The following is a 12783-nucleotide window of genomic DNA, read 5'->3' on the forward strand; positions in this document are numbered from 1 at the left end:
CTAGCCCGAACGATCGCTTACGGGAGCGATTGCAAGGAATCGATGAGGATGACGAACACGGACACCATCGCGACGGCGCAGGGGCGCCGACGCGGCACCTACGCCAAGACCGAGGCGACGCGTCAGGCGATCCTCGACGCCGCGCTCGAGGTGTTCTCGGGCTCCGGCTACCGGGCCGGGTCGCTGCGCGAGATCGCCGTGCGCGTGGGCATGAGCGAGGCGGGCCTCCTGCACCACTTCCGCAACAAGAGCGCGCTGCTCGAAGCGGTCCTCGAGGAGCGCGACGAACGCGCGCGGGCCGTCGTTCCCACGAATTCTGACGACGGCGCCTCGGTTTTGCGAGGCCTCGTCGAGCTGGCTGCGATCAACAGCTCGATCCCCGGCGTCGTCGAGCTGTTCGCCACCCTGTCGGCCGAGGCGACGGCGCCCGATCACCCGGCGCACGCGTACTTCGTCCGTCGCTACGACTTCACGCGCTCGACGATCGAGCGCGCGCTGACCGGACTTGAGGCCGAGGGCAGACTGCGCCACGGCATGACTCCCCACCGCGGTGCGGTGACCATCATCGCCCTCATGGACGGGCTGCAGGTGCAGTGGTTGCTGGACCGCTCGGTCGTCGACATGGCCGAGGAGCTGCGAGCCCTCCTGATGTCCTTCGCCGACATCGACTGGGATGCCGATGTCCCCGCGGAGGTCGACGTCGACGAGGCTGCGTCGTGACCCGCACGCCGTTCCACGACGGTTGGACCGCCGGTTTCAAACTCGGCCCGTTCGAATCGCCCGCCGAGGGTCGCGGACCCGTGCCGGTCGTCCTGCCGCACGACGCTCTGCGCGATCTGCCCCGCTCGGTCGACGAGGTGCAGGGCGTCCACTCCGGCTACACCCCCGGTGGGGCGTTCGAGTACGCCCGCGAGCTCGACGTCCCCGAGTCGTGGCGGGAGAAGACCGTCCGGCTCGAGTTCGACGGGGTCTACCGCGATGCGGTCGTGTTCCTGAACGGCGAGGTCGTCACCCACGAGGCGAACGGCTACGCCGGGTTCACCGCCGAGCTCGACCCCTACCTCCGCTTCGGCGAGACGAACCGCTTGACCGTCGAAGCGCGCGCCCACCGCGACAGCCGCTGGTACAGCGGCGCCGGGATCTACCGACCCGTCCACCTCGTCGTGGCCGACCCCGTGCATATCCCGACGTACGGCGTGGTCGTCACGACGCCCGACGTCGACGACGAGCGTGCCGTGATCGAGGTCGCCGTGACGGTCCGTAACGCCGCACGGCACACCCGCGAGACGCGCGTGCGCTGGGAGATCGTGGCCCCCGACGGCGAGACGGTCGCCTCCGGCACGTCTCCTGTGACCGTTCTCCCCGGGACGGATGCCGTCGCCCGCGCTCGCCTCACCGTCGCCGCCCCGGCGCGCTGGCACCCCGATCACCCGCACCTGTACGCCGCGCGGACGACCGTGACGGATGCCGCCGGTGCGGTTCTCGACGGGGAGTCGACGACCTTCGGCATCCGCACCCTGCAGGTCGACCCCGTGCGGGGCCTTCGCATCAACGGGCTGCCGGTGACGCTGCGCGGCGCCTGCGTGCATCACGACAACGGCGTGCTCGGTGCGGCAACGCACGACGACGCCGAGGATCGGCGAGTCCGCCTGCTGAAGGAGGCCGGCTTCAACGCGCTGCGGAGCGCCCACAATCCGATGAGCCGCGCGATGCTCGACGCGTGCGACCGGCACGGTGTGCTCGTCATGGACGAGCTCGCCGACGCCTGGACGCGGGCGAAGGTGCCGTTCGACGCCACGATCACCTTCCCCGAGCGCTGGGAGCGCGACATCCGCTCACTGGTCGAGAAGGACCGCAACCACCCCAGCGTCATCATGTACTCGATCGGGAATGAGATCCTCGAGCTCGGCACACCGATCGGGTCGACGTGGAGTCGGCGACTCGCCGAAGCCGTGCGCGCGGCGGATCCCACCCGCTTCGTGACGAACGGCATCAACGGCATCATCGCCAACCTGCCGCGTATGGCCGAGGCCCGCGAGCAGGTCGAGGACGCCAACACGATGATGGCGAACATGGGCGACCAGATGGGGCTCATGAACGCCTCGCCGCTCGTGAGCGCGTCGATCGAGGAGTCCGCCGCGGTGCTCGACGTCGTCGGCTTCAACTACGCCGACTCCCGGTACCGGCAGGATGCCGTCGACCACCCGAACCGCGTCATCGTCGGGTCCGAAACCTTCCCGGCGCGCATCGACGTCATGTGGGGGCTCGTCGAGGAGCTGCCGCACGTCATCGGCGACTTCACCTGGACGGGCTGGGACTACCTGGGCGAGGCCGGCATCGGCCGCGTCGACTACACCGACGAGCCCGGCTACGCCGACACGGGCACCGCGGGCCCCTTCCCGTACCGGCTCGCCGAGTCGGGCGACCTCGACATCACCGGATATCGGCGGACCATCTCGTACTACCGCGAGATCGTCTACGGCCTGCGGACCGACCCCTACATCGCCGTGCATCGCCCGCAGCACCACGGCCGCCCCACCGCGACGACGCCGTGGTCGTGGACCGACACCGTGTCGACGTGGAGCTGGGATGCCGCACCCGGCGCGCCCGTCACGGTCGACGTGTACGCGGATGCCGACGAGGTCGAACTGCTCCTCGACGGCGAGAGCCTCGGCTCGGCGCCGGTGGGCGCGGAGAAGGCGTTTGTCGCGCGCTTCGAGACCGCGTTCCGCCCCGGCGAGCTCGTGGCCGTCGCGCGCCGCGACGGCCGTGTGACCGGTCGCCACGTCCTGCGCACGGCCGGCACCCCGCGCCTGCAGGCGCACGCCGAACGCGCCGAGGTCGCGGTGGGCGGGCTCGCTTTCGTCACGATCATCCTCGCGGACGACGACGGCATCGCCGTCGCCGACCGCGACGTGCCGGTCGAGGTCGCGGTCTCGGGTCCGGGTGTCCTCGCGGGGCTCGGCTCGGGCCGTGCCCGCACCGAGGAGTCGTTCGGCGCGTCGGCGTACGCGACCTACGACGGGCGGCTGCTCGCCGTCGTCCGGGTCGACGGGCCGGGCGAGGTCGTGGTCAACGCCTCTGCGGAAGGCTACGACGAGGTCAGGACCTCGGTCGTCGGCGTCTGACCCCTGCCGTCGCGGGGGTCCCGACATCCGTTATCCCCGCGCCCCCTGCTCCGGGGACCCGATTCGTCGCCTCACGCACGCCGACCCGACACTTCGCGTCCCCGGAACTGCCGCCGGCGCCGCGCCCCAACTCAGCGCGCCCGACCTCAGCGTCCGCGTCGTGTCGCGGCATCCGCTCGCCCGGGGACGACGTCGCCGCCCTCGGGCAGTCGGATCGGCGTCGTCGCGGCGACCTCGTCGCTGAACTCCTCGGGCGCGACGACGCTGATCGGACGGGTCTCGTCGATCGTCATCGCGAAGCGGCGCGTCTCGTGGCGGTGCAGGCGTCCCGAGAACAGCAGCCAGCCGCCGCCGACGCAGAAGGCGACCAGCGCCGCAGCGGCGCCGAGCAGGATCGCAGCGCGCGGTCCGAACGCGTCGGCCACCCAGCCGACGATGGGGGCGCCGAACGGGGTGCCGCCCATGAGGATCGCCATATAGAGCGCGAGCACGCGCCCGCGCAGGGCCGGCTCGGTCGTCGTCTGCACGTAGCCGTTCGCCGTGGTGAGGGTCGTGACCGTCGCGAACCCGATGAACATGAGGGTCGCGGCGTAGGCGAGGTAGACGGGCATCGCGGCCGAGAGCACCGAGGCGATCGCGAACAGCCCGAGTCCGCCGATGACCAGGCGTAGCCGGGCGCGGTCGCGTCGCGCCGCGAGCAGGGCGCCGGCGAGCGACCCGATCGCGAGGATCGAGCTGAGCACGCCGTAGCCGTCGGCGTTCTGGCCGAACTCGAGAGCCATGGTCGAGGCGAGGATCGGGAAGTTCATGCCGAAGGCGCCGAGCAGGAACACCATGATGAACGTCACGACCAGGTCGGGTCGGCCGCCGACGTAGCGCAGCCCGTCGGCCATCCGCGCGGCGCTCCGCAGCTTCGGTCGCGGGGCGAGCTCCGCGGGTCGGATGAGCAGGAGGGCCACGAGCATCGCGAGGAACGTCAGCGCGTTGACGAGGAACACCCAGCCGGTGCCGACGGCGACGATGACGAGACCGGCGACGGCGGGTCCGATCATGCGGGCGGTGTTGAAGGATGCCGCGTTCAGGGCGACCGCGTTCGAGGCGTTCTCGCGCGCGACGAGGTCGGAGACGAACGCCTGCCGGGTCGGGTTGTCGAACGCGGCGACGACGCCGAGCGCGAAGGCGAAGGCGTACATCGTCCACAGGTTCATCGCGCCGAGCAGAAGCAGCACGCCGATCGTGAGCCCGAGCACCATGAGCGAGCCCTGGGTCACGAAGAGCAGCTTGCGGCGGTCGAAGCGGTCGGCGACGAGCCCGGTCACGCCCACGAGCAGCAGGGGCGGCGCGAACTGCAGCGCCATCGTGACACCCATGGCAGTCGCGTCGTTGTCGGTGAGCTGCGTCAGCACGACCCAGCTGAGCGCCGTCGCCTGCATCCACGCGCCCACGTTCGACACGAGGGCGCCGATGAACCAGACGCGGTAGTTGAAGACGGAGAAGGAGCGGAACATCGCGGAACTCATCGCTCGGCCACCTCCTGCATGATCGCGGCGGCCTTCACCAGGGTCGCGCGCTGGGTCGCGGTCAGGTCCTCGAAGGCGTGCTCCAGCCAGGAGTCGCGCCGCCGGACCGTCTCGACGACGACCTCCCGTCCGCTGTCGGTGAGTTCGATGACCACCTTGCGGCGGTCGTTCTCGTCGGGCGTTCGGCTCAGGTATCCGAGTTCCTCGAGGCAGTTGACGGTGCGGTTCATCGAGGGCGCCGACACCCGCTCGCGCTCCGCGAGCTCGCCGAGCGTGTGCGGACCGTGCACCTTGAGCGCCGCGAGCACGGCGAACTGACCGTCGCTCATCGTGTCGACCGCGCGCTGCGAGCGGAGGCGCCGCGCGAGCCGGAAGGTCGCCATGCGGAAATCGGATGCCGCGTGAGCGAGGTCCTGGGTCTGGTCACCGGTCGCGTCGCTCATGTTTCATTAGCATAGCTCATTAGTCTGGCTAACGGCTCGGAGCGTGGCATCCGATCGGCCCTAGGATTCGAGCCATGCCCGAGTTCATCGATGCACACGGCATCGCGATCGTCTACGACGTCCACCCCGCCGAGGGGACGCCGAGGGGCGTCGTCCAACTGCTGCACGGCGTCGGCGAGCACGCCGGCCGCTACGCCGCCCTCATCGCCGCGCTCACCGCCGACGGGTTCACCGTCTACGCCGACGACCACCGCGGCCACGGCCGCACCGGACTGCGCCAGCACGACGGCGACCACTCCCGTCTGGGTCGCCTGGGGCCGGGGGGCCTGCGCGCCGCGATCGCCGCGTGCCGGCAGTTCACCGGCATCATCCGCGGCCGCCACCCCGACCTGCCGCTCGTGCTCCTCGGGCACTCGTGGGGGTCGTTCCTCGCGCAGAAGCTCGTGAACGCCGACCCGCGCGCCTACGACGCGCTGGTGCTCTCCGGCTCGTCGCTTCTGTGGCCGGGCGCCCTCAACGCCGCGCCCCTCAACAAGCGCTGGGCGGGTGCCGACGCGACGGGTGTCGAATGGCTGTCGACGGATGCCGCGGTCGGCCGCGCGTTCCTCGATGACCCGCTCACAACGATGGTCCCGCTGCCGACGCTGTTCGGCCCGGCCGACACCGTGCGTCTCCTCGGCAAGCCGAAGCGCGACCTCGGGGTCGATCTGCCCGTCCTCCTCATGGTCGGGCGCGACGATCCCGTCGGCGGCCCGCGGAGCGTGCACCGCCTCGCCGACGCCTACCGCACCCGGTCGGGACTCACCGACGTCACGACCCTCGTCTACCCCGACGCGCGGCACGAGATCTTCAACGAACACTGCGCTGCCGAGGCGCGCGCCGACCTGCTCGCGTGGCTGGACGCGCGCATCGCGCGGCGCGACGCGGCAGCCGTCCCCGCCGACGCGACCGGGCCGGCTGCGGAGACGGGAGAATAGGACCATGCACGGCGAGTACAAGGTCCCTGGCGGCAAGCTGGTCGTGGTCGATCTCGAGGTGGCCGACGGCCGCATCGCGGACTTCCACCTGGCGGGCGACTTCTTCCTCGAGCCCGACGACGCGCTCGCCGACATCGACGCGGCGGTCACGGGGCTCCCCGTCGAGGCGGACGTCGCGACGATCGCCGCCGCCGTCCGCGGCGCGCTGCCCGAGGGCGCGCAGCTGCTCGGCTTCACGCCCGAGTCGGTCGCCACCGCGGTGCGCCGCGCGCTCATCGTCGCCCCCGGCTGGAACGAGTTCGAGTGGGAGGTCGTCCACGAGAAGGCGGTCTCGCCGGCGATGAACCTCGCCCTCGATGAGGTGCTCACGACGCGAGTCGGCGACGGGCGCCGCACGCCGACCCTGCGCATCTGGGAATGGGACGAGTCCGCCGTCGTCATCGGCTCGTTCCAGTCGTACCGCAACGAGGTCGACCCCGAGGGGGCCGCGAAGCACGGTTTCCAGGTCGTCCGCCGCATCTCCGGCGGCGGGGCCATGCTCATGGCCGCGAACTCGATCGTCACGTATTCGCTGTACGTGCCGGCATCCCTCGTCGCGGGGATGACCTTCGCGGACTCGTACGCGTTCCTCGACGACTGGGTGCTGCACGCGCTGCGCTCGCTCGGCATCGACGCGACCTACCAGCCGCTCAACGACATCGCCTCGTCGAAGGGCAAGATCGGCGGTGCGGCGCAGAAGCGCCTCGCCAACGGGGGAGTGCTGCACCACGCCACCCTCAGCTACGACATGGATGGTCAGGTCCTGACCGAGGTTCTGCGCATCGGGCGCGAGAAGCTCTCGGACAAGGGCACGGCGTCTGCCGCGAAGCGCGTCGACCCGCTGCGCAGCCAGACCGGGCTGCCCCGCGCCGAGATCATCGAGCGCTTCAAGGAGACGTTCACGTCGCTGTACGGCGCGAAGCCGGGCTCGATCTCCGAGGAGGAGTACGCCGAGGCCGAGGCGCTCGTCGAGTCGAAGTTCTCGACGGACGCCTGGCTGCGCCGCGTCCCGTGACCGTCGAGATCCATCTCGGCGACAATCTCGAGGTCGCCCGGCGCCTGCCGGACGCCTCCTTCGCGCTCGTGTACCTCGACCCGCCGTTCAACACCGGCCGCACCCAGGAGCGGGCGATCGAGTCCGCGCTGCGTGTTCAGTCCCGAGCCGATGCCGCGGCGTCGGCATCCCCGGATCCCCGCGCCCCGGGAGCCGGGCCTGCCCGGTCGGGACTGAATACCGAACACCTCGTGCCCGACCCGGACGCCCCCGCCCCGCCGGCAGGCCCCGTCAAGGGCGGGTTCCGCGGCACGTCCTACGCCCGCACGCGCGGCGCGCTACGGCTGTACGACGACCGGTTCGACGACTACTGGGGCTTCCTCGAGCCGCGGCTGCGTGAGGCGTGGCGGCTGCTGAAGGACGACGGGACGCTGTACCTGCACCTCGACTACCGCGAGGCCCACTACGCGAAGGTCATGCTCGACGCCGTCTTCGGTCGGGACTGCTTCCTCAACGAGCTGATCTGGGCCTACGACTACGGCGCGAAGTCCCGCAAGCGCTGGCCGAGCAAGCACGACACGATCCTCGTCTACGTGAAGGACCCGTCCGCCTACTTCTTCGACTCGGATGCCGTCGACCGAGAGCCCTACATGGCTCCGGGCCTCGTGACCCCCGAGAAGGCGGCGCGCGGCAAGCTGCCGACGGACGTCTGGTGGCACACGATCGTCCCCACGTCGGGGCGCGAGAAGACGGGCTACCCGACGCAGAAGCCCGAGGGGATCCTGCGGCGGATCGTGCAGGCGTCGAGCCGTCCGGGGGACCGCGTGCTCGACTTGTTCGCGGGCTCGGGGACAACCGGCGCCGTCGCCGACGCGCTCGGCCGCGACGCCGTCCTCGTCGACCACAGCGCCGACGCGCTCGCCGTCATGCGCACGCGCATCCCCGAGGCGGTCGTCGTCGGCTGATCCGGTGCCTCGACCCCGGCGCGTCAGCCCCGACGGATGCGGGGCGACATCGCGCGCAGCCGCGCGATGTCGGCGTCGTCCAGCAGTTCGCGCGGCAGGATGATCGCCGGCCCGGTCAGTCCGTGGACCCGCACCCGGACCGAGTGCGGCCCCGTCGAAATGCGCCACAGAGCGGATGCCGCGACCGTCAGGCTCGTGGCTGACGTGGTAACGGTCAGCCCGGACTCGGTGACGGCGACGGTCAGTCGGTCGCCGGCGGGGTAGAGCCCCTCGATGACGCGGGTGAGCTTCTGCGTGCCCAGGTGGCGGATCGCGACGAAGCCGATCGCGATCAGCAGTCCCCAGAACGCGGCCATGACCAGGGAGCGGACGTTCCCGTTGAGCGCGAACAGCCCGAAGCCGTAGACCAGCAGGATCAGGATGCCGCCGACCCACAGCCCCGTCTGTTTGGTCCGCTGGTGGTCGCGGGCGAGGCGCCACCTCATCCCGTGATCGATGACGATGCTCTTGCCCGTCGACGTCTCCTGCACTGCGGCATCCGTCATCGCGACCCCCTCGCTCGTGCCCTCATCGTGACACGACCCGTCCGCCGGTTCCACCATCGGATCGAGACACGGCGTCCGGGACGGAACACCGTCCCGGACGCCGTGTGCGCGGCTCAGCCCTGCAGGAACGCGAGCAGCGCCTCGTTGACCTCGGCGCCGTGGGTCCACAGCAGGCCGTGCGGCGCGCCGTCGATCTCGACGTAGGTCGCCTCGGGCAGGAGTTCCCGGAAGCGGCGCGCCGTGGCGTCGATCGGGAGGATGTTGTCCGCGGTGCCGTGCAGGATGAGCGCCGGCACGGTGACGGCGGGGATGTCGCCGCGGAAGTCGGTCGCCCACGTGAGCGGGGCGGCGGCGATCGCGGCGTTGCCGGCCTGGTTCGCGACGGCGACCGAGGCGTCGAGCGCCTCCTGCGAGATGCGGTTCCCGAGGTAGTCGTCGAGGTTGTAGAAGTCCTGGAAGAAGCCGGTCAGGAAGGCGTACCGGTCCTCGGCGACGGCTGCGGCGGTGCCGTCGAAGAAAGCCTGGTCGCCCGCGCCGTCGGGGTTCTCGTCGTTCTTCAGCAGCCACGGCTCGAGCGAGCCGAGGAAGGCGACCTTCGCGATGCGGTCGGCGCCGTAGCGCGACAGGTAGCGCGCGATCTCCCCGGTGCCCATCGAGAAGCCGACGAGGACGGCGTCGGTGAGCTCGAGTTCCTCGATGAGGGCGTGCAGGTCGGCGGCGAAGGTGTCGTAGTCAGAGCCCGACGCGGTCTTCGTCGAGGCGCCGAACCCGCGCCGGTCGTAGGCGATGACGCGGTAGCCGGCCTCGAGCAGCGCGGCCTGCTGCTTGCCCCACGACTCCCCGTTGAGGGGGAAGCCGTGGATCAGCACGACGGGCTGTCCCGACCCCTGATCCGTGTAGAAGATGTCGACGTCGACCGAGTTCTCGGTCCCCACGGTGATATACGCCACGGTGGCGCTCCTTCCCGCCGGAACGGTCGTCCGGCGACATCCCGACGCTACGGCCCCGGTCCGGTCGCGGCCAGAGCTTGACGGGATCCTTCGCCCGCCGTTCACCGTTCCCCGCCGCTAGCGTTGCCTCATGGCGGCGATCGACCTCAACGCGGACCTCGGCGAGACCGTCGACGGCGTGCCGACGGCCGACGACGAGGCGATGTTCGCCGTCGTCTCCAGCGCTTCCGTCGCGTGCGGCGGTCACGCGGGCGACGCCGATTCGATGCGGGATGCCGTCCGGCGGGCGGCGGCGCGGGGCGTCGCCGTGGGGGCGCACCCGTCCTTCGTCGACCGTGCCGGGTTCGGGCGCGTGCGGCTCGCCGTCCCGACCGAGGTCCTCCGCGACCAGGTGCGGACGCAGGTCGCCGCCCTCGTGTCCGCCGGTGCGGACCTCCGCTACGTCAAGCCGCACGGGGCGCTCTACCATGCGGTCTCCGCCGATCCGCAGACGGCGGAGGCGGTCGCCGACGCCGTCGCCGACGTGGCCGCGGACCTCGGTCGCGCGCTGCCGCTGCTCGGGATGCCGGGGGCGATCGCCGACGCGGCCGCGAGGCGCGGCATCCCGTTCCTCCTCGAGGCGTTCCTCGACCGCGGGTACCTGCCGAACGGCACCCTCGTGCCGCGCACCGACCCGGGCGGGCTGCTGCACGACGCCGAGGTCGTCGCCGCGCGCGCCGTGCGCCTCGCGACGGGCGGCGGTGTCGAGGCCGTGGACGGCTCGGTCCTCGCCGTCGACGCGGCATCACTCTGCCTCCACGGGGACACCACGGGTTCGGTCGCGATGGCGCGGGCCGTGCGCGCGGCGCTCGACGCCGCGGGGGTCGAGGTGCGCGCGCCGTGGTGATCCGCCCGTTCGGCGACAGCGCGCTGCTCGTCGAGGTCGACACGCTCGCCGAGGTGCTCGGGCTCCACGCCGCCCTGGTGGCGAGCCGGCCCCGCGGGGTGCGCGATCTCGTCCCCGCCGCGCGGACGGTGCTCATCCACGTCGACCCGGCCGCCCTCCCGCTCGCGGCCGCGCGCCGGTGGATCGAGGGAGTGGATGCCGCCGGCGCACCCGCCGCGCCCGGTGAACCGGCGCCTGCGGAGGAGATCGAGATCCCCGTCGTCTACGACGGCCCCGACCTCGACGAGACGGCGACGCTGCTCGGCATCGGCGCCGGGGAGCTCGTCGCGCGCCACCTCGCGGCGCGCTGGACGGTCGCCTTCACGGGGTTCGCCCCCGGGTTCGGGTACCTCGTCAGCGCGGACTGGCGCATCGAGGTCCCCCGCCGCGCGACCCCCCGCGCACGGGTGCCGCAGGGGTCCGTCGCCCTCGCGGGGGAGTTCACGGGCGCCTACCCGCGCGAGACCCCCGGCGGCTGGCAGCTCATCGGGGCGACCGCCGCGCCCCTGTTCGACCCGCTCGCCGACACCCCCGTGCTCCTGCGCCCCGGCGCCCGCGTGCGGTTCCGACGCGTCGCCGCCGCTGCGCTCACCGCGGGCGCGGCCTCCGCCGTCCCCCGGGTCGAGCGCCCGGCCGCCGTCGTGCAGGACCCCGGCCCGTTCGCGACGGTGCAGGATGCCGGTCGCCCCGGCGCGCTCGTCGACGGTGTCGCACGCTCCGGCGCCGCCGACCGCCCGGCGCTCGCCGCCGCGAACCGGCTCGTCGGCAACGTACCGGGCGCCGCCGCGATCGAGGTGACCCTGGGCGGCTTCCGCGCGACCGCGACCCGAGATCTCTGGATCGCCGTCACCGGGGCGTGGGGGAGCGTCCACGTCGCCGGGCGCGAGGTCGACCCGTATCGCCCGGTGCTCTGGCCCGCCGGCACCGACCTGTCGATCGGCACCTTCCGCGCCGGGGTCCGCGCGCTGCTCGCGATCCGCGGCGGCGTCGCGGGGCATCCCGTCTTCGGATCGGTCGCGACCGACACGCTCGCGGGCCTCGGACCCGCACCGCTGCGCGCGGGCGACGGCATCGCGACGGCGGATGCCGCCCGGCATCCCGTCCCACCCGTCGACCTGTGGCCGTGGACGCCGCCGCCGACCGTGATCGACGTCCCCGTCGCCGCCGGTCCCCGCGCCGACTGCTTCACCCCGGCGGCGCGGCGGGCGTTCCTCGAGACGACGTGGGTCGTCGGCGCCCGCGCCGACCGTGTCGGCATCCGTCTCGACGGTCCGCCGCTGGCGCGGACGGCGGATGCCGCCTCCCGGGAGCTCGCGAGCGAGGGGATGCTGCCCGGCGCCGTCCAGGTGCCGCCGGACGGTCTGCCGGTCGTCCTCGGGCCGGACGGACCGGTGACCGGCGGGTACCCCGTGATCGGCGTGGTGACCGCCGCGGGACGCGCGGCGCTCGCCCAGGCCCGACCCGGTTCTCACCTTCGGCTCCGCAGCGCAAGCCCTCGGCGGTGATCGCCGCCGGCGCGTAGGGTCGGCCGCATGTCGTTCCGTCGCGTCTCCGTCGCACTCGCGCTCGCCGCCGCCCTGGGATCGGCGGCCGCGGTGGGATTGACCGGATGCACCGCCGAGTCCGCGCCGCCCGCCGAAACGCAGGAGGTCTCGCCGCAGCAGACGGAAGCCGTCGAGTTCGCCCCCGCCACCGGAACGGAGGTCGCGACCGACGAGTACACGTTCCGCCTCCCCGACGGCTGGGGCTTCCCCGACGGCGCCCCCGACGGATTCGACCCCACGACGTTCGCCGCCGACCTCCAGGACGACGACGACTACCCCGACAACGTCAACATCCTCGTCTCGCCCGGCGGCGAGGTCACCTCCGACCAGGTCGAGCAGAGCGGCATCGACGAACTCGAGGGCGCCGGCGCCACCGACGTGCAGACCCTCGACCGGGTGACCGCGGCGGGCTCCGAGTCCGCGCACCTCACGGCGACCGTGTCGACGGGGGAGGTCCCGTACGTGATCGACCAGTACTACCTCGTCGACGCGGGGCAGACCTACATCGTCACCTTCTCCTCGAGCGTCGACGTGCCGCAGGAGGATCGCGACGCGCTCGCGATGTCCGTTCTCGCGACCTGGCAGTGGGTCTGAGCGGCGGAGCCGGGGGGCTGAGCGGCGCCGACCGGGCGCGAGTTATACCGCAGCATCCGAAAGTCGTCAACGATCCGACTGGACACGGCGCGTCGTCCGTCCTATAGTGGGTAGTTGCGCTCCCCTCTACTTGCCCTCATATGGTGGTCGGCTTGTGCC

General features: G+C 72.3%; 12 protein-coding genes. 8 read left to right on the forward strand and 4 right to left on the reverse strand.

What is annotated here, in order from left to right:
- The first annotated feature begins 48 nt into the window (after nt 1–48).
- Complete coding sequence (locus Q9S71_RS07275) at nt 49–720, forward strand: TetR family transcriptional regulator (protein ID WP_311861450.1); 672 nt, start codon at nt 49–51, stop codon at nt 718–720.
- Nucleotides 717–3128, forward strand: a complete 2412-nt coding sequence (locus Q9S71_RS07280) for a glycoside hydrolase family 2 TIM barrel-domain containing protein (RefSeq protein WP_311861451.1) — start codon at nt 717–719, stop codon at nt 3126–3128. The genes Q9S71_RS07275 and Q9S71_RS07280 overlap by 4 nt, the downstream gene beginning before the upstream one ends.
- Before the next feature lie 146 nt (nt 3129–3274).
- On the opposite strand, the gene Q9S71_RS07285 is transcribed toward Q9S71_RS07280, so the two are convergent.
- The gene (locus Q9S71_RS07285; RefSeq protein WP_311861452.1) at nt 3275–4636 is read right to left on the reverse strand and encodes an MFS transporter; all 1362 of its coding nucleotides are present in this window, start codon (nt 4634–4636) and stop codon (nt 3275–3277) included.
- 8 nt (nt 4637–4644) lie between these two features.
- Nucleotides 4645–5091 (reverse strand): MarR family winged helix-turn-helix transcriptional regulator, encoded by a 447-nt coding sequence (locus Q9S71_RS07290; RefSeq protein ID WP_311861453.1) that lies wholly within the window; start codon nt 5089–5091, stop codon nt 4645–4647.
- Between the two features lie 74 nt (nt 5092–5165).
- Here Q9S71_RS07290 and Q9S71_RS07295 point away from each other — a divergent pair, with 74 nt between their 5' ends.
- The 3 genes from Q9S71_RS07295 to Q9S71_RS07305 are packed head-to-tail and all read left to right on the forward strand — an operon-like array spanning nt 5166 to nt 8066.
- Complete coding sequence (locus tag Q9S71_RS07295) at nt 5166–6068, forward strand: alpha/beta fold hydrolase (RefSeq protein WP_311861454.1); 903 nt, start codon at nt 5166–5168, stop codon at nt 6066–6068.
- A gap of 4 nt (nt 6069–6072) precedes the next feature.
- Nucleotides 6073–7122, forward strand: a complete 1050-nt coding sequence (gene lplAB, locus Q9S71_RS07300) for a lipoate-protein ligase LplAB (protein ID WP_311286190.1) — start codon at nt 6073–6075, stop codon at nt 7120–7122.
- The gene (locus tag Q9S71_RS07305; protein ID WP_311861455.1) at nt 7119–8066 is read left to right on the forward strand and encodes a DNA-methyltransferase; all 948 of its coding nucleotides are present in this window, start codon (nt 7119–7121) and stop codon (nt 8064–8066) included. The genes lplAB and Q9S71_RS07305 overlap by 4 nt, the downstream gene beginning before the upstream one ends.
- A 23-nt stretch (nt 8067–8089) precedes the next feature.
- Here the strand turns inward: Q9S71_RS07305 and Q9S71_RS07310 are convergent, their stop codons facing one another.
- Both Q9S71_RS07310 and Q9S71_RS07315 read right to left on the reverse strand, forming a co-directional pair.
- On the reverse strand, nt 8090–8611 hold the full coding sequence (locus Q9S71_RS07310) for a hypothetical protein (RefSeq protein WP_311861456.1): 522 nt from the start codon (nt 8609–8611) through the stop codon (nt 8090–8092).
- A gap of 113 nt (nt 8612–8724) precedes the next feature.
- The gene (locus Q9S71_RS07315) at nt 8725–9561 is read right to left on the reverse strand and encodes an alpha/beta fold hydrolase (RefSeq protein WP_311861457.1); all 837 of its coding nucleotides are present in this window, start codon (nt 9559–9561) and stop codon (nt 8725–8727) included.
- Between the two features lie 130 nt (nt 9562–9691).
- Between Q9S71_RS07315 and pxpA the strand changes: the two genes are divergently transcribed.
- The 3 genes from pxpA to Q9S71_RS07330 are packed head-to-tail and all read left to right on the forward strand — an operon-like array spanning nt 9692 to nt 12624.
- Complete coding sequence (gene pxpA, locus Q9S71_RS07320; RefSeq protein ID WP_311861458.1) at nt 9692–10447, forward strand: 5-oxoprolinase subunit PxpA; 756 nt, start codon at nt 9692–9694, stop codon at nt 10445–10447.
- Nucleotides 10441–11991 carry a 5-oxoprolinase subunit B/C family protein gene (locus tag Q9S71_RS07325; RefSeq protein ID WP_311861460.1) on the forward strand — a complete coding sequence of 517 codons (1551 nt, stop codon included), beginning with the start codon at nt 10441–10443 and terminating at the stop codon, nt 11989–11991. Before pxpA ends, Q9S71_RS07325 begins: the two co-directional genes overlap by 7 nt.
- A 27-nt stretch (nt 11992–12018) precedes the next feature.
- Nucleotides 12019–12624: a hypothetical protein gene (locus Q9S71_RS07330; protein WP_311861461.1), complete on the forward strand. Its 606-nt coding sequence runs from the start codon at nt 12019–12021 to the stop codon at nt 12622–12624.
- Nucleotides 12625–12783 lie beyond the last annotated feature (159 nt).

The organism is Microbacterium gawkjiense, assembly GCF_031932225.1.
GTDB lineage: Bacteria > Actinomycetota > Actinomycetes > Actinomycetales > Microbacteriaceae > Microbacterium > Microbacterium gawkjiense.